Origin of the sequence: Paenibacillus sp. BIHB 4019, from assembly GCF_002741035.1 — a bacterium.
GTDB lineage: Bacteria > Bacillota > Bacilli > Paenibacillales > Paenibacillaceae > Pristimantibacillus.
This window is the reverse complement of sequence record NZ_CP016808.1, coordinates 7,201,813-7,220,093: the sequence shown is the minus strand read 5'-3', so window position 1 is coordinate 7,220,093 and position 18,281 is coordinate 7,201,813. Positions and strand designations below refer to the sequence as shown.

The window sequence follows — 18,281 nt, the reverse complement described above, 5'->3', positions numbered from 1 at the left end:
TATTTCGGAGGGATTTTGTAATGATTAAAGAAGCAATCGAAAAGATTTTGGGCCTTGCACCAGTATTTGCGCCTATTAAAACGGAAGAAATTAATGGCCAGATTTACACCAATAATGACCTTAAGCGTATCACCGAGCCGACGGTTACCCCTTTGAAAGTTCACAACCTATCCGGAATCGTGGAATATATCACAAATGATTTCGACGGTAAACTGCCTGTATTGATCCATGTCAAGTCGCCAACGGATGTTAGCGTAGTGGGCGGGTACAATCGCGAACTTGAACGTAACACCTTGATTTATGCCCAGGCGCTGTTGCCGGATATTCCTTTTGACAAGTTCTGCGGGCTTGAGCAATTCAACATTTTATTGCAGAGCTGCTTTGTGCAGACAGATATGCGCGCATCCGTGCTTGCAGTGATCGGGAACGTCAAGGAAGAAAAGGTTGTTGGTGTTGGCGACGATGGAGTAAGCCAGCAAGTAACTGCGAAGGCCGGAATTGCAACGGTTGAAAACGTGAAGGTGCCGAATCCGGTATATCTCAAGCCTTTCAGAACCTTTGTCGAAGTTGAGCAACCGGAATCTGCTTTTGTATTAAGGATGAAGGACGGTCCGAGTGCGGCATTGTTTGAAGCCGATGGCGGAGCGTGGAAAATCGTTGCCATTGCTGAAATCAAGCAATATTTAAGTTCTCAGCTCAGTCGTCAAATCGAAGCAAAGCAGGTTGTCATTGTAGGTTAATTAATCATTTGGCGCTGGCAGGTATGACCTGTCAGCGCATCCTATAGGGAGGCATACGGGATGTTGCAGCAGGCTTTACGGAAGCTTCAGGCAGATATCGGGAGTGCTGACAAGGTGAATAAGTATGTCCCTGTGATCGGAGGCTTCCTGATAAATCATATCCGTGAAAATCCGACACACTCGCATTTGATATTAGTAGAAGGCAAAAGCGTGGAAGGTAGCATTCAGGCCATGCAGCAAGCAGCTATTCATAGTAACGGGGCGCTTACCGATGAGGAGGCATTCGCTATTGTGCTTCAATACTTCGGTGTTTCCGTTCCAAAAAAAGAAGCGGAAGCAGCGCCAGTCCATTTTAACGTTTCATTGGATGATTTACTTTAGGGGGAATAGTGTGTGGCTAGAGCTAAACAAGCAAAGGAAATTGTACGGACGCCGGAAGTGATCGCGGCTGAGATCAGAAGCATTGATGTTCAGGCACGTAAGTATGTATTGCAGTCTGCCATCGAGATTGGTCGCCGATTGACTGAAGCGAAGGAACTGGTGGCCCATGGTGAATGGGGTAATTGGCTACAGACTAATGTTAGTTACGGGCAATCTAGCGCAAACAACTTTATGAAAGTAGCTGCTGAATATGCAGATAGCCAAACGCTTGGGAATTTGAGCTATAGCCAGGCTGTTGCATTGCTGAGTTTACCAGCCGAGGAAAGAGAGGCGTTTGCAGAGGAGCATAATGCATCTGGAATGTCTACTCGCGAGTTGCAGGCGGCTATAAAGGCACAGCAAGAGGCTGAAAAGGAAAAAGAATCCTTGAAATTGAGGCTTGATGCATCGGAAGCGCATGCGGAAATACTAGAAGCCAATTTTAAAGGTTGGGCCGCGACGCAGAAAGAGCAACAAGCAGCTGTTTATGAGCAATATCAAGCAGAACTTGCGTTGCGCAAATCTCAGGAAGACAAGGTTCGCGAGCTGGAGCAAGAAATTGAAAAGGCACAGCAGTCAGGAAATAAAACAGAGACTGCCAAACTTAAAACGGAGCTGCGCAAAGCAGAGAAAGCTTCTAGTGCAGCTGCTGAAAAGGCTAAGGAGCTGGAAGAGGAATTAAAGCAGAAGGAAGCGGAGCTTGCAGAACGTCTTCAGCAGCAAGAACAGGAGCTAAAGGCGCAGGCAGCTGAGAAGGAAGCAACGCTGCAAGAGCAGTTGGACAAGCTTATGAAACAACTTGAGCGGAGTAATAATGAAGCGTTCCTTAAAGCGAAGTTTTATCTTCAGGGGATCATTGATCAAGGGAAAATATTAGTTACAGCAATTGAAGAGGTCAAGGAACCGGAGGAGAAAGTAAAACTTAAGGCTGCTGCGGCAAACGTTGCGGATCAGCTGCGGGCGCTATTTTAACTGAGCAATTGGAAGGGGAGAGACTATGTCGAACAGCTATCCATTCCCCGTGTACTCCGGCGTTTTAGACCCAATTCATTATAAGCAAATTAATTCGGCTATCTGGCTGTTTTTATGGTGCGTCAGCTCCACTACAAAAGACGCTGTTCGGGACGGAATAACGTGGGGGGTTGTATTAGGAGGAGCACCAGTTAAGATTGATCGATTGGCGGAACAGTTTGGGGTCAATCGATCAACGGTCAAGCGCTGGATTGAGACGCTGGAGCAGCATGATTACATTCATACGAAACGAGCTCCATACGGAATTATAATTTCGGTGCGTAATTCGAAGAAATTTGGCGAAAACAGAAGGGGCATAAATGAACCATCTAGCATTTCAGAAGGTGCAGAAATGAGCCATCATGAACCTACAGATAGCTCAAATATGAACCATCAGGAGTGCAAAAATGAGCCATCTAATAAAGATATTACAGTCTTTAAAGATGTTGTTATTACTGATCCTGACGAAATCATTCGCAGAGCTATGGAAGTAGAAAAATACTTCCTCCAAAAACGAGGCAAGGGATTCACGCTTAGCACGAATGATTTTGCTGAGGTGAAAAAGCTGGTGGCTACAGGAATACCATTTTCGATAATTAAAACCAGCATTGATAATTCCTTTGCCGAATACAAGCCACAGCATGCAAGGGATGAAATACGCAACATGAGCTATTGCATACCACGCTGCTATAGCGAGTGGGAGCGTAGCAAGGTGGACACAACCATAACTGGAGCGGTGCCGCACGTACCAGTCGCCCTTGGAGTTTCGCCATCTCGGAGAAGTAAGCAGCAACGAGATAAGGACGATTTACGTCGTCGAGCTGAGGAGGCACGGAGAAGTGAACAAAGCCGAAGTGTATGAGCTGTTCATCGTTATCAAGGATAATTACGCTGCCTTCGATGACAGCGACGATGAGGTTGATCGGCACTATAAATATCTAAAGGATTTCCCGTTCGACGCTGCAATGAAAAACGTAGATGATCATATTTTGGTTGATAGATTCCCACCCAAGATTGCAGATATTCGCGGCAAGCTAGGCGATCAGCTAGATAGGGAGCGTAGCAAAGATCAGGCTGCCTTGCATCAATCTAATTTGGTGGCTTGGGCCAATGAAAACAATCCACCGCCTGAAGGCTATTGGCAGGCTCTTAAAGATAAGCTGCGAGGTGAAGTCATTGAGTGAAAGAAGCAACATTTATATGCCCGTGGATATTCAAGCGGAGCAGTCGGTTTTAGGTGCTATTTTGGTTGACGCTGATGCTTATGATACCGTAAGCGCCCAACTGGTCGGCGGAGAGTTCTCCGACATTGCGCATGCACGTATTTATAGAGCTATGACTAGAATCAAAGAAGCTTCACCACCAATTCCACTTGATTTAGTTTCTCTAACATCATATTTACAAGATTCAGAGGAAATAGATTCTATAGGCGGAGTCAGTTATTTATCAAGACTTTCAGCTGCTGTTCCTACTGCTGCAAATGTGGGCTTCTACACTGATCGAGTAGAGGAAATGTTTAAACGCAGGCAAGCAATTGAAACAATGTCTGAGCTGTCAGAGCAGGCAGCCAACAGTGATGATTTTTCAGGCTTCATAGAAAAAGCCGAGGTATCATTTTCCAAACTTTCCGACCAGGCTCTAGGTTCAAAGGGAATGTCGAAGATAAAAGATGTGCTGTTTAAGGTGGTAGACGAAACGGAGCATCTTTACAACAACAGGTACATTAATAAAGGAGTAATCGGTGTTCGTTCATGCTTCACCGATCTTGACAATATGACGGCCGGATTCCATGACGGTGATTTAATCATAATTGCTGCAAGGCCATCAATGGGAAAAACGGCTTTAGCGCTCAATATAGGCCAGAACGTTGGAATTAGAACGGGAGAATCGGTTGCCATATTCAGCCTTGAAATGTCTGAAGGACAGCTTGTTCGCAGGATGATATGTGCTGAAGGAAATATTGATGCGAATAGAATGCGAACGGGACTGTTTGAAGGTGACGATTGGGAGAAGATAACCAATGCTGTAAGCAAGCTTGCCGAAGCAGATATTTACATTGACGACACTCCAGGAATCACAGTGAATGAAATCCGTTCTAAGTGTAGGCGCCTGAAGAGAGAAGGGAAATTAGGATTGATCCTAATTGATTACCTGCAACTTATCTCTGGGAATGGTCGAGGTAATAACCGTCAGGAAGAGGTTGCGCACATTTCCCGTACACTGAAGCAGCTTGCCCGTGAACTTGAGGTTCCGGTTATCGCACTGTCACAGCTGAGCCGAGGCGTGGAGCAACGTCAGGACAAGCGACCGCTAATGTCCGATCTTCGGGAATCCGGTTCGATTGAGCAAGATGCTGACATTGTAGCCTTCCTTTATAGGGATGATTATTACGATAAAGAATCGGAGAAGAAAAACATCATTGAAATCATTCTGGCGAAGCAGCGAAATGGCCCTATCGGTACAGTGGAGCTAATTTTCCTGAAGAATTTCAATAAATTTGTGAACATGGACCGTTCCCATGAAGAATTGCCTAAAGGCCCACCGCCGACAGGTAATGGAGTGCCTGACATGTACAGGCGCGGGGCGTAATTTACTATCTGGTTACTTACTGAGTAGTAATTAAGCTGTTTGGATAGACGTTCATTAGTAAATCACTTACCCGTTACTAACCCACTATTATAATAGAAGGGATTTTTCAAATGATTATAGGAATTGACCCCGGAACAGCATATGTAAAGGTTGTAAACCGTAATGGAGCCTTTATATTCAACTCGGCGATTGGCGAATGGCATGAAAGAAGGCTAAAAAACGTATTCGGCGACGATGACATGGAGTGGAAGTACAACGGCCGTTTGGGCTTTGCTGGCACAATTGCTCAGTTTGAAAGTGATTACGGCGGCAGTCTTAAAGGGGAAACGAAGGCAAATGAAGACGCAAAGCTGCGGGTGCTGCTTGCAATTCATCGCCACTCGAATGATGTAGATAATGCAATTGTGGTCGGGCAGCCGATCAGCAAGCACAACGACGAAGAAAAAAAGGCAATCAAGAAAATGCTGCTTGGAAAGCATGAACTGACTGTAAATGGGATATGTAAGAAAATTAATATCACTCGCGTTGAAGTTGCTGCGGAGTGTGCATCAACCGGGGTGCTTGAAGCGCCGACAGGATATTACCACACAGCTGATTTAGGCGGCGGCACGTTTAACTGGGCTACATGCTTTAATGATGGCAAACGAATTTTGTTTATTGACAGGGCTTCCGATACTGAAGGTTTCGGCATGGGTACTGGCAAGGACCAGGATGTAGAGCCGGATATTGCAGAAATGACTCGGGCTCTGATAACAAAGACTGCAAACAGATGGGGAAAGCATAATCCAGTGCGTGTCATTGGAGGAGTAGCGGATAAGGTGGCTGAGGCTCTCCAAGGCTCCTATACCAACGTAACGCCATATCATCCACTTGTAAATGGCAAGAGAGTATCGCCGACTTTTGCAAACGCAGTAGCGTTCTACACATTTGCAAAGGAGGTATACGGTGAGTAAGACAATCAATAAAAGTGTGCAGTTTAATTTGAATGACCCAGATCATGTATTGATGCTGGATCATGCGGGAAAGCGGGCCAGTTTTAGCGAGTATGTAAGACGTCTTATAGATCGGGACCGTTTAAATATCCATCAGCCGGTAATGCAGGCAGCTCCGGCCGTCGTGCTGGAAGAGGATAAAACGGACAAGCAGGTTATCAGTAATAGCGTGGGAGGATTCATCTAGAAGGAGGAAGCGGAATGAAAGGACTCATCATCAAACCCAAATGGGCTGACCTAATCCTGTCTGGTGCAAAGACGTGGGAAATACGTAGCCGTAGGACGCATATACGCGGAACAATCGCTATTATCAAGAGCGGTAGTGGTCAAATATTCGGCACCGTGGAACTAGTGGATTGTTTGGATGTAACCCTTGCAACATACATGAACAGTCGTAATAAGCATTGTATCCAAGTAGGTCAAAAGCCAGACAGCATAGTCGGTGCTCACGAGATGAAAGCTTGGGTGTTAACGAATCCGGTAATCTACCCAGAACCGATACCATACATCCATCCTCAAGGTGCGGTTATATGGGTAAATCTTGCGAACAGCGTTTGAATATTGAATAACTTAAAGGAAGGCTGCATTACAGCAGCCCACTAAGAAAATCAGACAGAAACTTTCCAATAATTGAAATTATGATGCCCAAGACAACCTTACGGATAATAGCTTTCCTATAACTATTGTTTTTCAAGATTTTCTTTATCCAATTCATGAGAACCCCTCCTTTCTACCAAAAAAATTTTTGCACCTTAAATTATAGTTATCATTACTGCTGAATTATTCAATTCATAAGAGGGGTAGAGCAGGATACAGCATCAATAAATAATCAATTACATGGGGGAAATAACATGATTAAAGGAATGCAGCGTAAATACATTGTGCATAAAATCGAGGATGTGGAGTCCTACTTGTCTGCTACCCAACGAGCGCAGATCGGAGTCATCGGAGCGACGATTGATAGTCGGCGCATCGAGGAGGGTAAGGCACCAGCTAGCAACAACAGTTACATTGTCATAAATACGGACGAATCGTATGCAGCGGAGATTGTGGAGATATTAAAGCGTCATGGACATTGGGGCTAAAAAATAGTAAGGGAGATGTGTGAAATGAGAAAACAACCGAAGTTGAAAAAGAGTGGGCTTAAACCAGGTGAACAGGTAGTTATGCACTCTTGCTATGAAGCGCGTAGGCCACAATATGCCGATAGGGTATGGACTACATGCTCCGAACCTTGGGATTTATGTGGATCGGAAGTTATTAAGCTGGAAGGATTCAGTGGTGGATTTGCAACGGAGTTTTTAAAACGGGTAGAAGGGTAGGGCGTAAATTGAGAGAGAGTACAGCGTCGATCCACCAGCAGCTAGAGCAATTGAATAATCTGCTGATTCAGCTTGATGGAAAAATCGGAAATTTGGAATTGGACGCAAAAAAGCCCCTTTACGAATCGTTGGGGAACGTGGTTAAAGGGGCTTAAGCGGTAATCTCACTACCTAAAATCATTATAGCACATTTAGGGGTGAGAGGCATGATGGCTTTGGAACTAGATAAAGGTGAGCAATTAGAGTTGTTTCCTAGCGCTTCAAAGGAAGATATCCAGGAGGCGAAAAAGCGACTCAATCAGTATCATAAGTGCCAAGCCGTGATTGCTGAATTTGAGCGTCGCGGCTTGGAGACACTTTCGATTCAACAGAGCGCTGTATACGATCAACTTAAAAATAGAGCACTGGATTTAAGCAGCGCAATAAATCTTATTATTGACGTAGAAGTGAAAGAGATAATAAAGTATCGATATGTCGAAGGGAATAAGCATGCAGTAACGGTGGATCATTTTGCTGAAATGATGGATGATCGAACCGTAGAGCGGAAGCTCCAGAAGGGAATAGAGTCTGTAGCAGAATCGCTCAAAATAATGACGGTAAAATGACGGTGGAATGCCGTTATCCTGCCGCTACGAAAAAACGCCACAAGGGATACAGTAGAGTCAATAGAGCGAAAGCTCGGGAGACTCCTGCTGTATCCCTTATCTTTTTTTGTTGCAGGACTCGGCCATGCGGTGGGCTGTTTAGCCTTAGACGTTAATCGTCGAACGTGTGGAGAAGAGGTGGGGTTGGAAACCCTATAAACAAGGTTGACTTGTCCCTTGTTCAGTTGGCCGGATCATTGTGTCCCGACCAGCTGACGAAAGGACAATTATGGAGTCGCTTCGGCGGCTCTTTTTTATATAGAAGGGAGGCGAGCCGGTTGAGGTATACGCGCAAGTTGCCGACGGCGATAAATGATAAGCTGCAACCGGCTCAATGCCGGGGCTGCCCATGGGGCAGGTTTGATGGAGCGAAACAATTTTGCTCCATTCCTAAATGTGCGAAGGAGGGGAAAGTCGATGGGAAAATGGCTAGAATGGCTGGCAGCTAAGTTAGCACCGCAAGCAGCAGCTCCACGTAACAGATTAGAGCGCCGAAAATGGCGTTAAAATCCCAAACGATTGGAAAAATGAAACCTTCTCTTTTGTTGACGTTTGTACAACAATGTGTTATACTTTATTCAACAAGTAAAACACATTGAAAGGATGGTTTTCATGGAAAAAGTAACTCTTTATAAATGGATAAACATTAATCACACGCCAGGGCTGACGAACGAGGTTGGGTATTCCACGGAGTTTTGCGGCAGTTACGGATTCATGGATTGTGACGAAGGCGCGGAATACTTCATTCCTGAAGGCTTTGAATTATCAGAAAACCTTGCGGGCGAACTTAAATGGTATGATGCAAAGGGTAAGCCGTTCGAGCTTGACATTTATAAAGGTAAGCCGGTTCTTGAAGATTCCTCCTCACGGTTTCACTTCGTGATTTGCGAGGAGGTTACAGCGTAATGAATCGTGAGATGATTTTCGGTCGCCTTATTGCAATAGCCACTGTTTTAGGAGAACGGGTGTTTAGAAGAAATGATCCTTCCATCGCCAGTGAGTTCTTGGATAAACTGAAACGAAATCCTGCAAAGTACATCACAATTATTCATGAGAAGCTATTCAATTACACTCATAATTTTAAAGAAGAGGAGCTTGCTCTGCTTGATATGTTTGGTGAATTAATGGCCCAGCTTGATATAGAGGATTTCAACAATAAGCCCCTTGACAATAACTATTTGGCCTACTACTACGGTCAGAAAGAAACATTGTCCATAGTCGGATACAAAGAGGCATATGAATTAATGGGCTGGGACTACAATACCAATAGATCAATGTTGAATACTTATCTGAAACGAGCTGAAGAAAAAGGCTGGCCGGAAGATATGGCTCCTAAGCCTGTTTATGTGTTAGCCAGCGGCCCGTTGTGGTACAAATATCAGATTGAAAAATTCAGGGACTCTCGTAAATGAGAGTCTTTTTTTTATTTCATATTGCGAGGTGGTGGTAATGGAAGAGGTACAGCCAATAAGGGACAAAACGATCCTGAACGGCATGATTAATTATTTCAAAGCATCCAGTCAGAGGAATTATATATTTTTCATGATGGGTATTCACAGCGGCCTTCGCGTTTCCGACCTATTAAAGCTTAAGGTTGGCGACGTTAGAGATGAGCATGTCAATTTCGTTGCCGAAAAGACGAAGAATAGGAGAAAGAAACGGAAGCGGCAGAAGTTTATTATTCATCATGTAATTCGCGATGACTTGATGCGTTACATTGCTAGTAAAGACGACGACGAGTATTTGTTCCCAAGTCGCCAGCGTAAGAAACTGACTGGGGCAGCTGGTGAACCTATTGATCGTGTAACGGCTTATCGAATGATAAGAGATGCAGCAGCCAGATTTGGCTTGAAGGAAATTGGAACACACAGCCTCAGAAAGACATGGGGTTATCATATGTATACCGAGAATCCGCGCAATTTAGCGTTACTAATGAAAATGTTTGGACATGAGGATATGACAACGACTTTGTTGTATATCGGGCTCACGCAAGATGAGATGGACGAGTCAATTCAGGCGTTGAGTTTAACACAAATAGGCTGATGTTACACTCAACATTCCGAGTGGTGAAAAAGCTTGATTTTACTGGAAAAGTATGATTTGGCGAGTGTAACAGAATTACAGTTATGATACACCCTAGAGACAGATATTAGGAGAAGAGGAGCTTCATTCAGTGGTTCGCCGTTAACGAGCATAAGCAAGAATAGCGCGTCAAAAGCGTTACCATTGAGCGTGGAGCGTTCCATCCAACACGAATAGGAAAATGAGGTGGGTGAGATGTAATGGCAAGGGAGCGTAGTACAAACCGCGAGGCGGCATTGAGGCTATGGATTAAAAGCGGTCGTGAGCGGAAGCTGACTGATATTGCGGAAGAATTGGGCATCAGCGCGTCATTGGTGCGGAAGTGGAAGTTTAGCGATAAATGGGATGAGATACCTGTCAAGCGGAAGCGGGGCGGGCAGCCAGGGAATAAGAACGCAGTCGGAAACAGCGGCGGCCCAGGAGGGCCAGAGGGCAACGACTATGCTTTGAAGCATGGATATTATGCGAAGTATCTTCCAGAGGCGGTTTTGCAGATCGCGAAGGAGATAGAGGATGCTGACCCACTCGAAATGATTTGGAGTAATATCGTTATACTTCAAGCCAAGCTGCTGCACGGTCAGCAAATTACGCATGTCACCGATAAGGACGACATGACAAAGGTGCTGAAAAAGAAGAAGCCGGGCCAGTTTGGAACGGAAAAAGAATGGGAGCTTCAATTCGCACACGACAAGCATGCGAATGCATCGAAGGCAGATGTGTTGGTTATGCGTGAGCTGCGGAGCGCCATAAAGCAATTCTTGTCTGCTGCTCCTGAGAATGATGAGCGTCGGGCGAAGCTGGAGCTTATGCATGCTCAGCTTGATCGGACTAAAGCAGAAGCCGAGAAGCTGAAAGGCGGCGGCAAGAAATCGGAAGCTGAAGATTGGGTAGCAGCTTTGAAGCAAGCTGCTGAGAAGCGGAAAGAAAAGGTTAAAGGCGTATGAGTAAACCGTATAACGTTGTTTCAACGCTGGTCGAGCTCATCGACCTATACTGGGATGATCCGGTGGCCTTCGCGGAAGATATGCTTGAGTTTGACCCGGATGATTGGCAGCGAACGGCCATGATGGATGTTGCCGAGGTGCCTTTGACCACTATCCGTTCAGGGCAAGGCGTCGGCAAGACGGCGTTTGAGTCTGCACTCGTAATATGGTTTTTGTGCTGCCGACCAAATCCTAAAGTGATTTGTACAGCTCCGACGCGCCAGCAGCTGCATGATGTACTTTGGGCCGAGATTGCCAAGTGGCTTGAAGGTTCCAAGGTGAAGCAATTGCTTAAGTGGACGAAAACGAAGATATACATGATTGGGCAGGAAGAGCGCTGGTTCGCAACGGCCCGGACGGCGACGAAGCCGGAGAACATGCAGGGCTTTCATGAAGACTACATGTTGTTCATCGTTGATGAAGCATCAGGTGTAGAGGATAGGATAATGGAAGCTATCCTTGGTACGCTGTCAGGTGACGAGAACAAGCTTGTTATGTGCGGTAACCCGACACGTACATCAGGGGTGTTTTACGATTCGCACAACAAGGATCGCGAGAATTACCGTTCGCGGCGAGTATCCAGCCGAGATAGTAAGCGGACGAGCAGGCGCAACATTGCAATGCTGGAAAGCAAGTACGGCAAGGACAGCGACGTTATTCGTGTAAGGGTGGACGGGGAGTTTCCCAGAGGTGAGTCCAATTCGTTCATAGCGTTGGAGGCTGCTGAATTTGCGAAGAATGATGTTCGATTGCAGCCAGTAGGTACCAGGCTGATAGTAGGCGCGGACATTGCTCGCTTCGGAGACGATGAAACATCCATTTACGGCAGGATCGGCGGCAAGACGGTAATTGAACGTCATCATCACAAACAGGACACAATGCAAACGACAGGTTGGATATTACGCCTGATCGATGAGGCACGAGCCGAACGACCTGAGATATATGAGGTAGAGATACGGATTGACGATAGCGGCATAGGTGGAGCTGTAACGGATCGGCTGCGAGAAATTAATGAGGAGCGCCAATTGGGTTATATCATTGTCCCAGTAAATAATGGATCATCGGCAAGCGATGAGCATTACGGTAATCTAGGCTCTGAAATGTGGGGCTGCATTAAATCGCTGCTTGAGGAGAATATGAGTAATTTCATTCTTGGCGTTCCCGGAGTGCTGGAGCTGCCGGACGATGAAAAGCTAATTGCTCAGCTCTCCACGCGCAAGTGGCGCATGAACAGCAACGGCAAGATATACCTTGAGCGTAAAGAGGACATGAAGAAGCGTGGGCTACAGTCTCCGGACAGAGCCGACGCTTTTGTTTTGGCCTATGCTGAGGTGGAAACAGATTCAGGATATTCATTCGGCACATTATCTATATAGAGGGGAGGTGAATGCATTTGGGCATCAGGCAATGGGTAATCAACTGGCTGGAAGCTGGCCGTACTCGTAACGAGCCAGAACGGCAAACAGACAGTTACCCGTATTCATACGGTTACGGAGGAAAGAACGGGAACAACCAGCCAGAGAAGAAGAAAACACCGGCTAACCTGCGGCTGCTGAGTGAATCGCCTATTCCGAGGCGCGCAATCAACGTCATAAAGACGGGGATTGTAAAGCTGAACTGGTCGGTAGCTGCTATCGATGAAGCGGATACCGAGAAATACAAGGAGATATGCAAAATCATCGAAGCCACGCTGCTGAAGCCGAATCCATCAGATACGTTTAGGTCGTGGCTAGAGCAGAATGTTGAGGATATGCTCGTATGCAGCGCGGGCTCTTCGGAGATATTGCGGGCGGGCGACAAGCTGCGGCCGTTTCGGATGTATCCGACAGACACGTTTTCCATTGAACTTTATCCGAGCTGGGATGGAAAACCCGACTCGTATCGCTATGCGCAGCGGGTAAACGGTAAATACGTTCACTTGAAGGCATCGGAAATGATGTACATGCGAATGAATCCACGAACAAATACGCCGTTTGGTCTATCTCCATTGGAAACGGTGTGGGAATCAGTAAACAACTTTATTGATACTCACCGATCGGCAGGGAAACAAGCAAAGAACTCCTTTCTTCGCAAGTTGCTGAACCTTGGTAAAGGAACGGAGCCAGGCGGCGTTGCTAAGTTTCGAGAATACTGGCGTAACGAGGTTATGGGGCAAGGCGCTATGCCGATTGTCGGCGGCTTCGAGGGAGTCAGTGTGCTTGATCTTGGGGCGACTGACGATAAGGCGCTATTTATCGAGTGGCAGCGCTTTTTGATCGAAATTGTTGCGCTCGCTTTTGATATTTCCCCGAAAAAATTGGGGCAGACAAAAGACGTGAACAGGAGTACGGCAGACAGCGAGGATGAGGATACCAATTCAACCGTGCAGTCGATTGCTGAAAACATCGTTGAGCACATAAACAATCACATTATTGATGGCATCTTTAAAATGGGCGGGAAGATCGAATTCAAATTCCATTATGTCATGTCGCTCAAGGATCAGAAGCTGCAAGCGGAGATTGATGCGGTGTACTTAGATCGTATGTCGATTACGCCTGATGAGGTCAGAGACAGGCAGGCTAGGAAGGCGCTACCCAATAAGCATGGTGAGGTTGTGCTCCAGCCGACAAATAGAACGATCATTGACATCAATAAGACAAGGGATGAAATCAATGAAACGAAGGCAGAGAAGACGAAGGCAAATCCGGAAGATACTCCTGAGCCTAATGACGATAACAGCAGCAATAGCGATAACGAAGACGCCACATAAAGAGTAGGCGTTTTTATTTTGCCCAAATTGCCTGAAGGGAGGTGAGGAACCATTGAAGTTTATCAAAGCTATGAAAGCAGCTAACCTGAAGCTTGCTGATGAAGCGTCTATCAGTCATCCAAACAAGATTCCGTTTACCTGTTCGCTGTTTTCGATTGGGCAGCCTTCGGACGGATCGCCACACGGGGCTGACGGGAAATTGATTCGCGTATCTTCTGCGGTATGTGATCAATTTCTGAGCACGTTTGAAGGTATGGGCGTAAACATCGACTACCAGGAAGGTATGTCTGATCATGATACCCGTTTCAAGGTAGGCATCATATCTAAGACGTTCCGATCTATGGACGGATTTGCGATGGCTGAGGGATACATTTTCGGAAAAGACTTTCCAGACGTAGTTGCAACAATAAGGTATTACAACGGGCTTTCGCTCGAACACGATTGGCCGGAATATAAATTCGGGACATCAATTGAGATGGAAGCCAAAGTAACCAACGCCCAGGATGAGAACGTACTTGATGTGCTCGAATTTTGTGGTACGGGTGCAGCAATCCTGTTTGCTGATAAGGCAGCTTATAAGACAACGAGCTTTGCTGCCAGAAACAATAAATTGAAGGAGGATGTCGAAATGACACCAGAACAAATCCAAGCAATGCAGGACTCACTTGCTGCCGTTACAACCGGCATGGCAACGCTGACAGCCAGTGTGCAAACCATCGCAACGGAGGTTGCGACTATTAAAACAGAGGTAGCTGACGTAAAAGCTGCGGGTGCAGCTCCAGCGGCCCAGTCACCTGAAGAGACGGCGACAGCTGCGCTGCAAGCAGCTCAGGACAAGCTTGCAGCAGCGGAGCGGGAGCTAACTGAGTTAAAGGCGGCTGCTATAAAGCCTGGTGAGCCAGAACGAAAAACGCTAGCTGCTTCACAGTTGCTTTCTAAATACGGAGCGAAGGCAGAGGATGGGGAAGACACTGACATCCATACATTCTGTGCATCAGTTGATAAATTAAACCTTTCACCAGCAGAATCGACAAAATTGAAACTACAAGCGCGGGCGGAATTGTCTGCGAAGGGGGAGAATTAATACATGAATAGTCGCGTAGGAGAGGCTCAATTTGTAGATATCGCAGCAGCAGTTCAGTTTCAGGGTCCCGGTGCGTTGATTACAGATGATTTTCAAAAAGAAATTACGGATTCCTTGCGTCGAAACTCTGTTTTAGAAGGCAGGCTCAACTATACACCGGCTACTGGTGATTTCTCGACGTATTTTGAACAAAACACTATTAACGGCGGTGCGTTCGTTAATCCAAGATCGCCTTCGGCGACTCCGACGAGCAATGTCAGAACGCCACATAGCTTGAAAGTTAAGGCGCTGACGAATCAAACGAACTTCACTCATTATGACGTTACGCTGGGTGCACAGCAGGGTAATTTCACAGAATTGCAATCTAAAGACTTGAACGACATGCTTAACGGGATCAGCCTTGCACATGGGAAAGCACTATGGAGGGGTTCAGATTCATCGCTAGCTGTACCTACAACATTGGAGTATGTGGGCTTAGCCAAGCAGATTACAAATACGTTTGCTGTAAGTCCAGCTGCATCCATCGTGGCATCTATTAGGGCGAAGGTTGCTGCTATGGTGAGTAGCGAGCTGTATGCGTTAATGCCAACAGCAATTTATATTCACCCAATCGGCCATCACTACCTAGAGCAAGAACAGGAGGCATCCGGGAATAATCAAACACAAATCAGTAATCTGCGGAAGACTGTTGTTGCTGGTTTGGAAGTTATGTCCATTATGACTGCTGCGGGAGTGCTTCCTATTATTCCGGAACCATTTATGCCTTCAGCAGTTAATGCAACAACAGCAAGTAATACAGATTACGGTATCGCAATACTGACCGAACCAATGGTGGAATACCATTATGTCGGCGAGAAAGGGATTTATCTATTCGAGCTTGGTAAAACGAGCAATTTAGCTCAACAATTTGTTGGTATCAAGTATGGCGCGCCAGTAGCAAAAGGCCCAAGCTATGCTCATGCTTACGGTACGATTGAGCGTCCGACAATTGTTGCTGTAGCATAGATTGCTAGAATGTGAGGCGGTCAAATGACCGTCTCACATTTATTGAGAGGAGGAAATAAATTGTCAGAAGCAAAATTGAAAAAGCTCAGGGAAGCGACAGTTAGCGCTACAGCATTGCTTGGAGCGGCGGTTATTGGTGAACAATTAGGAAATCATTCACAGGAAGCAGTAAAAATTTTTAATGCTGCAATTGAATCATCAGTAAGTGTGCTAGAAGACGACGCAGCATCTGCTAAGGACATTGATACCAGTTTGGCGGCACTGAAGGTAGCTGGGGAAGCGTTCGAGGATGCGAAGACTTCTGAGCCAGCTATTAGCATGACAAAAGTTGTGCAGCTTATCGGGACCGATAGTCAGCGCACTGGGTTTCATTCACTGCATTTCAGCTCACTGGTCATTAACTTTAAAGATGGGGCGGCGGAACTGTCTAATGAACTGGCGGATAAGCTCATAGCTGAAGGTTACGCTGAATGAGCCAATACCTTGAATTAACAGATACCGACTATGTGCCAGCTGGCGTTGAGCTGACGCTTCCGTTGATTATTCGGGCGTCGGCTATTATTGACGGATACTGTAAGCGTGAGATTGGAGTTAAGGAGTATACCGAGCGCATACCCTTGTCCGACTCGCAGCGGGGGCATTTGAGCTATCATCCTGTAATCGAGGTTACGGAGGCACAGGGGAGAGCTGCTCAGGGCATCATGGGTGGCTTTTTCGGTGCGCCAGGCTTCGAGAATATTGACCTATCTTTGCTGGACATCGATAAACAGATTGGTACGGTCTGGTGCATTGGCTCACCGTTCGGGTCGCCGTACATCGAGCTGGAGGTTACTTATTCAAGCGGCTGGGAAGTCATCCCCGATAAAGTCAAGGTTGCATGCGGGCTGCTGGTGGCGCAGCTCAAGAGTAACCTTCATTCAAATATTAAGTCGAAAAAAGATTTTGATTCGACGATAGAGTATTTCAGCAACAATATGGTGACTCCGGAAATATCCGACTTACTATCGGAGTTTACAGTTCAATCATTCAGGTAGGTGATACCATGTTTTATGAATTTAATCATCGTCATACGCCATGCACAATTCCCCAAACGTCTGGGAATTTAGATGTGGAAGAAAATGTAATTCTGTCGCGGGAAACAAAGGCTACAACCGTCATGGGCAAAGAGTACGTATACAACGGATTATTTGCTCCAACATCAGTGGTGCAGCTTGGCGACATTGTGCAGACCGATGCGAGCTTCTTGGTGCTGACCATGCGGCCAACGGTTGACCGTGATAAATATTGCTCGCTGCTTAAGAGCAATACCATAATCGAGGTCCAGCGCCAAACCCAAGCGTATGACGACAACTATAATCCCATTGGTAGCCAGCAATTTGTTACTGTTGTTTCCGACGTTATCTGCTTCGCGCAATTCGTGACAGCTGATATGCGCCAATCTGATCCGGGGTTGTTGCCTACAACGGAATATGTATTAGTGTTGCAAACAAGCGTGGACGTGAAGAGGGCGCAGGATAATAATCCAAAGGCACCTGATCGCATCATACTGGATGGCCGAGCATTTAAGGTTGATGCGGTAGACGGCATTAAATATCCGAACCTGCTGCATGTACAGCTATCTGAGGATACCCGATGAGCAATGGTTATGTAGGTTATGACCATGCGTTGGCTGAAAGAGATTTGCGCAATGCTATGCTGGCGGAAATTATTGCATTGGCCAACATCGTAACGGAGACGGCCAAAGGCAATATACGCTATTATCCAGCTGTGCGGGATTATGTGCGGGCTCACCTTGAAACGCTGGCATCGGATATGTTCAGCATGCGGATAACTGCTGATTATTGGCAGGCATGGCTCGAGCAATTTGGCAAAGGCTCGCTAATGGCCGGACCTGCTGAGAATCCTGGCTTGGCTCGCTATATGGCGTCGGATTTATGGAACTCTTATAGGTCACGCTCCAACAAGGCTGTTGTAGGGCGTGGCAAAGGGAAATACCGAGCGATAGACGGATCGATACAGGAATCGGGCGGTAATTACGCTGGCGTGGATTTAGAGGAGCTGGCAGCACGTGGCGACATCGATCAGAGCTATGGCCCGACGCCACCAACCTATTTTTTGCGGATAGCTTTGCAAGCTAATCGCCAACGAATATTGCAGGGGCTGCAAAGGGTGATAGAGGATTTCCCGTATCATAGATATTTCAAAATGAGGTGAAGACGTGAGCCAAGAGCTTATAGATGCGGTAGCCATTACCCTAATTAAAGATGCTTCATTTATGCAGTTTTTCGGCCTTGATCCGTCTTCGCCGGCCGATGAAGTCACGAGCCGAATAATTAAGGGTCTAGAGCCAGATACGGCCTTTACATCCGACACTGTTCCGGCCGTGCTCATGTATGTCACGCCAGGGCGTTTTGCTCGAAATCACTTAGTTTTTGAGGGGAAGTTTAGCGTAGAGTTTTATGCAAAAAGTAATGTTGAAGCTCGCTTAATCGGAGGAAGGGCGTTTAAACTCTTTCACGATTCATATATATCGCACAAATCATTTAACACCTTCCGTTGTCACTTAGCGTATGACACGGATTTTGCAACCGGGATTACGGGGGTCAAAGGTTACAAAGCCATATATGACGTAGACTACGTAAGAAAGTGAGGTCAATGAC

General features: G+C 46.3%; 25 protein-coding genes. All 25 read left to right on the top strand.

Annotated features, from left to right (window positions below; genetic code table 11):
- Window positions 1-20: 20 nt before the first annotated feature.
- The 25 genes from BBD42_RS31325 (at window position 21) to BBD42_RS31205 (ending at window position 18,271) form a co-directional block, all read left to right on the top strand.
- A complete protein-coding gene (locus BBD42_RS31325; protein WP_099521344.1) occupies window positions 21-740 on the top strand; it encodes a hypothetical protein in 720 nt (239 codons plus the stop codon).
- A gap of 60 nt (window positions 741-800) precedes the next feature.
- Window positions 801-1,121: a hypothetical protein gene (locus BBD42_RS31320; RefSeq protein ID WP_099521343.1), complete on the top strand. Its 321-nt coding sequence runs from the start codon at window positions 801-803 to the stop codon at window positions 1,119-1,121.
- A gap of 12 nt (window positions 1,122-1,133) precedes the next feature.
- A complete protein-coding gene (locus tag BBD42_RS31315) occupies window positions 1,134-2,132 on the top strand; it encodes a DUF3102 domain-containing protein (RefSeq protein WP_216364900.1) in 999 nt (332 codons plus the stop codon).
- 25 nt (window positions 2,133-2,157) lie between these two features.
- Window positions 2,158-3,033, top strand: coding sequence for a helix-turn-helix domain-containing protein (locus tag BBD42_RS31310; RefSeq protein WP_099521342.1), 876 nt, complete (start codon window positions 2,158-2,160; stop codon window positions 3,031-3,033).
- Complete coding sequence (locus tag BBD42_RS31305; protein WP_099521341.1) at window positions 3,011-3,355, top strand: replicative helicase loader/inhibitor; 345 nt, start codon at window positions 3,011-3,013, stop codon at window positions 3,353-3,355. The genes BBD42_RS31310 and BBD42_RS31305 overlap by 23 nt, the downstream gene beginning before the upstream one ends.
- A gap of 16 nt (window positions 3,356-3,371) precedes the next feature.
- Complete coding sequence (dnaB, locus tag BBD42_RS31300) at window positions 3,372-4,760, top strand: replicative DNA helicase (protein WP_099521340.1); 1,389 nt, start codon at window positions 3,372-3,374, stop codon at window positions 4,758-4,760.
- Window positions 4,761-4,870: 110 nt separating this feature from the next.
- Complete coding sequence (locus BBD42_RS31295) at window positions 4,871-5,713, top strand: ParM/StbA family protein (RefSeq protein WP_099521339.1); 843 nt, start codon at window positions 4,871-4,873, stop codon at window positions 5,711-5,713.
- Window positions 5,706-5,939 (top strand): hypothetical protein, encoded by a 234-nt coding sequence (locus tag BBD42_RS31290; protein ID WP_099521338.1) that lies wholly within the window; start codon window positions 5,706-5,708, stop codon window positions 5,937-5,939. The genes BBD42_RS31295 and BBD42_RS31290 overlap by 8 nt, the downstream gene beginning before the upstream one ends.
- Window positions 5,940-5,953: 14 nt before the next feature.
- Window positions 5,954-6,310 carry an ASCH domain-containing protein gene (locus BBD42_RS31285; RefSeq protein WP_099521337.1) on the top strand — a complete coding sequence of 119 codons (357 nt, stop codon included), beginning with the start codon at window positions 5,954-5,956 and terminating at the stop codon, window positions 6,308-6,310.
- 293 nt (window positions 6,311-6,603) lie between these two features.
- Window positions 6,604-6,837: a hypothetical protein gene (locus tag BBD42_RS31280; RefSeq protein WP_099521336.1), complete on the top strand. Its 234-nt coding sequence runs from the start codon at window positions 6,604-6,606 to the stop codon at window positions 6,835-6,837.
- Between the two features lie 24 nt (window positions 6,838-6,861).
- Window positions 6,862-7,074 carry a hypothetical protein gene (locus BBD42_RS31275; protein WP_099521335.1) on the top strand — a complete coding sequence of 71 codons (213 nt, stop codon included), beginning with the start codon at window positions 6,862-6,864 and terminating at the stop codon, window positions 7,072-7,074.
- Between the two features lie 206 nt (window positions 7,075-7,280).
- Window positions 7,281-7,679: a hypothetical protein gene (locus BBD42_RS31270; protein WP_099521334.1), complete on the top strand. Its 399-nt coding sequence runs from the start codon at window positions 7,281-7,283 to the stop codon at window positions 7,677-7,679.
- A gap of 651 nt (window positions 7,680-8,330) precedes the next feature.
- On the top strand, window positions 8,331-8,624 hold the full coding sequence (locus BBD42_RS31265; RefSeq protein WP_099521333.1) for a hypothetical protein: 294 nt from the start codon (window positions 8,331-8,333) through the stop codon (window positions 8,622-8,624).
- Window positions 8,624-9,130 (top strand): type I-C CRISPR-associated protein Cas8c/Csd1, encoded by a 507-nt coding sequence (locus tag BBD42_RS31260; protein WP_099521332.1) that lies wholly within the window; start codon window positions 8,624-8,626, stop codon window positions 9,128-9,130. The genes BBD42_RS31265 and BBD42_RS31260 overlap by 1 nt, the downstream gene beginning before the upstream one ends.
- A 37-nt stretch (window positions 9,131-9,167) precedes the next feature.
- Window positions 9,168-9,761, top strand: a complete 594-nt coding sequence (locus BBD42_RS31255) for a tyrosine-type recombinase/integrase (RefSeq protein ID WP_099521331.1) — start codon at window positions 9,168-9,170, stop codon at window positions 9,759-9,761.
- 239 nt (window positions 9,762-10,000) lie between these two features.
- Complete coding sequence (gene terS, locus BBD42_RS31250; RefSeq protein WP_099521330.1) at window positions 10,001-10,744, top strand: phage terminase small subunit; 744 nt, start codon at window positions 10,001-10,003, stop codon at window positions 10,742-10,744.
- Complete coding sequence (locus BBD42_RS31245) at window positions 10,741-12,159, top strand: AAA family ATPase (RefSeq protein WP_099521329.1); 1,419 nt, start codon at window positions 10,741-10,743, stop codon at window positions 12,157-12,159. The genes terS and BBD42_RS31245 overlap by 4 nt, the downstream gene beginning before the upstream one ends.
- A 17-nt stretch (window positions 12,160-12,176) precedes the next feature.
- On the top strand, window positions 12,177-13,532 hold the full coding sequence (locus BBD42_RS31240) for a phage portal protein (protein ID WP_099521904.1): 1,356 nt from the start codon (window positions 12,177-12,179) through the stop codon (window positions 13,530-13,532).
- A gap of 52 nt (window positions 13,533-13,584) precedes the next feature.
- The gene (locus BBD42_RS31235) at window positions 13,585-14,616 is read left to right on the top strand and encodes a 3-oxoacyl-ACP reductase (protein WP_237163300.1); all 1,032 of its coding nucleotides are present in this window, start codon (window positions 13,585-13,587) and stop codon (window positions 14,614-14,616) included.
- Between the two features lie 3 nt (window positions 14,617-14,619).
- Window positions 14,620-15,621 carry a hypothetical protein gene (locus BBD42_RS31230; RefSeq protein WP_099521328.1) on the top strand — a complete coding sequence of 334 codons (1,002 nt, stop codon included), beginning with the start codon at window positions 14,620-14,622 and terminating at the stop codon, window positions 15,619-15,621.
- A 60-nt stretch (window positions 15,622-15,681) separates the two neighbouring features.
- Window positions 15,682-16,095, top strand: coding sequence for a hypothetical protein (locus tag BBD42_RS31225; protein ID WP_099521327.1), 414 nt, complete (start codon window positions 15,682-15,684; stop codon window positions 16,093-16,095).
- Window positions 16,092-16,655: a hypothetical protein gene (locus BBD42_RS31220; RefSeq protein ID WP_099521326.1), complete on the top strand. Its 564-nt coding sequence runs from the start codon at window positions 16,092-16,094 to the stop codon at window positions 16,653-16,655. The genes BBD42_RS31225 and BBD42_RS31220 overlap by 4 nt, the downstream gene beginning before the upstream one ends.
- A gap of 74 nt (window positions 16,656-16,729) precedes the next feature.
- Window positions 16,730-17,257 (top strand): hypothetical protein, encoded by a 528-nt coding sequence (locus tag BBD42_RS31215; protein WP_237163299.1) that lies wholly within the window; start codon window positions 16,730-16,732, stop codon window positions 17,255-17,257.
- Complete coding sequence (locus tag BBD42_RS31210; protein WP_099521324.1) at window positions 17,254-17,835, top strand: hypothetical protein; 582 nt, start codon at window positions 17,254-17,256, stop codon at window positions 17,833-17,835. Before BBD42_RS31215 ends, BBD42_RS31210 begins: the two co-directional genes overlap by 4 nt.
- 4 nt (window positions 17,836-17,839) lie before the next feature.
- Window positions 17,840-18,271: a hypothetical protein gene (locus tag BBD42_RS31205; protein WP_099521323.1), complete on the top strand. Its 432-nt coding sequence runs from the start codon at window positions 17,840-17,842 to the stop codon at window positions 18,269-18,271.
- Window positions 18,272-18,281: the final 10 nt, after the last annotated feature.

Excerpts from the sequence above, each read along its gene's own strand:
- BBD42_RS31255 (WP_099521331.1), top strand. The coding sequence starts at position 9,168 with ATGGAAGAGGTACAGCCAATAAGGGACAAAACGATCCTGAACGGCATG.
- terS (WP_099521330.1), top strand. The coding sequence starts at position 10,001 with ATGGCAAGGGAGCGTAGTACAAACCGCGAGGCGGCATTGAGGCTATGG.
- BBD42_RS31260 (WP_099521332.1), top strand. The coding sequence starts at position 8,624 with ATGAATCGTGAGATGATTTTCGGTCGCCTTATTGCAATAGCCACTGTT.
- BBD42_RS31295 (WP_099521339.1), top strand. The coding sequence starts at position 4,871 with ATGATTATAGGAATTGACCCCGGAACAGCATATGTAAAGGTTGTAAAC.
- BBD42_RS31220 (WP_099521326.1), top strand. The coding sequence starts at position 16,092 with ATGAGCCAATACCTTGAATTAACAGATACCGACTATGTGCCAGCTGGC.
- BBD42_RS31245 (WP_099521329.1), top strand. The coding sequence starts at position 10,741 with ATGAGTAAACCGTATAACGTTGTTTCAACGCTGGTCGAGCTCATCGAC.
- dnaB (WP_099521340.1), top strand. The coding sequence starts at position 3,372 with ATGCCCGTGGATATTCAAGCGGAGCAGTCGGTTTTAGGTGCTATTTTG.
- BBD42_RS31230 (WP_099521328.1), top strand. The coding sequence starts at position 14,620 with ATGAATAGTCGCGTAGGAGAGGCTCAATTTGTAGATATCGCAGCAGCA.
- BBD42_RS31320 (WP_099521343.1), top strand. The coding sequence starts at position 801 with ATGTTGCAGCAGGCTTTACGGAAGCTTCAGGCAGATATCGGGAGTGCT.
- BBD42_RS31275 (WP_099521335.1), top strand. The coding sequence starts at position 6,862 with ATGAGAAAACAACCGAAGTTGAAAAAGAGTGGGCTTAAACCAGGTGAA.
- BBD42_RS31280 (WP_099521336.1), top strand. The coding sequence starts at position 6,604 with ATGATTAAAGGAATGCAGCGTAAATACATTGTGCATAAAATCGAGGAT.
- BBD42_RS31270 (WP_099521334.1), top strand. The coding sequence starts at position 7,281 with ATGATGGCTTTGGAACTAGATAAAGGTGAGCAATTAGAGTTGTTTCCT.
- BBD42_RS31310 (WP_099521342.1), top strand. The coding sequence starts at position 2,158 with ATGTCGAACAGCTATCCATTCCCCGTGTACTCCGGCGTTTTAGACCCA.
- BBD42_RS31265 (WP_099521333.1), top strand. The coding sequence starts at position 8,331 with ATGGAAAAAGTAACTCTTTATAAATGGATAAACATTAATCACACGCCA.
- BBD42_RS31285 (WP_099521337.1), top strand. The coding sequence starts at position 5,954 with ATGAAAGGACTCATCATCAAACCCAAATGGGCTGACCTAATCCTGTCT.
- BBD42_RS31325 (WP_099521344.1), top strand. The coding sequence starts at position 21 with ATGATTAAAGAAGCAATCGAAAAGATTTTGGGCCTTGCACCAGTATTT.
- BBD42_RS31210 (WP_099521324.1), top strand. The coding sequence starts at position 17,254 with ATGAGCAATGGTTATGTAGGTTATGACCATGCGTTGGCTGAAAGAGAT.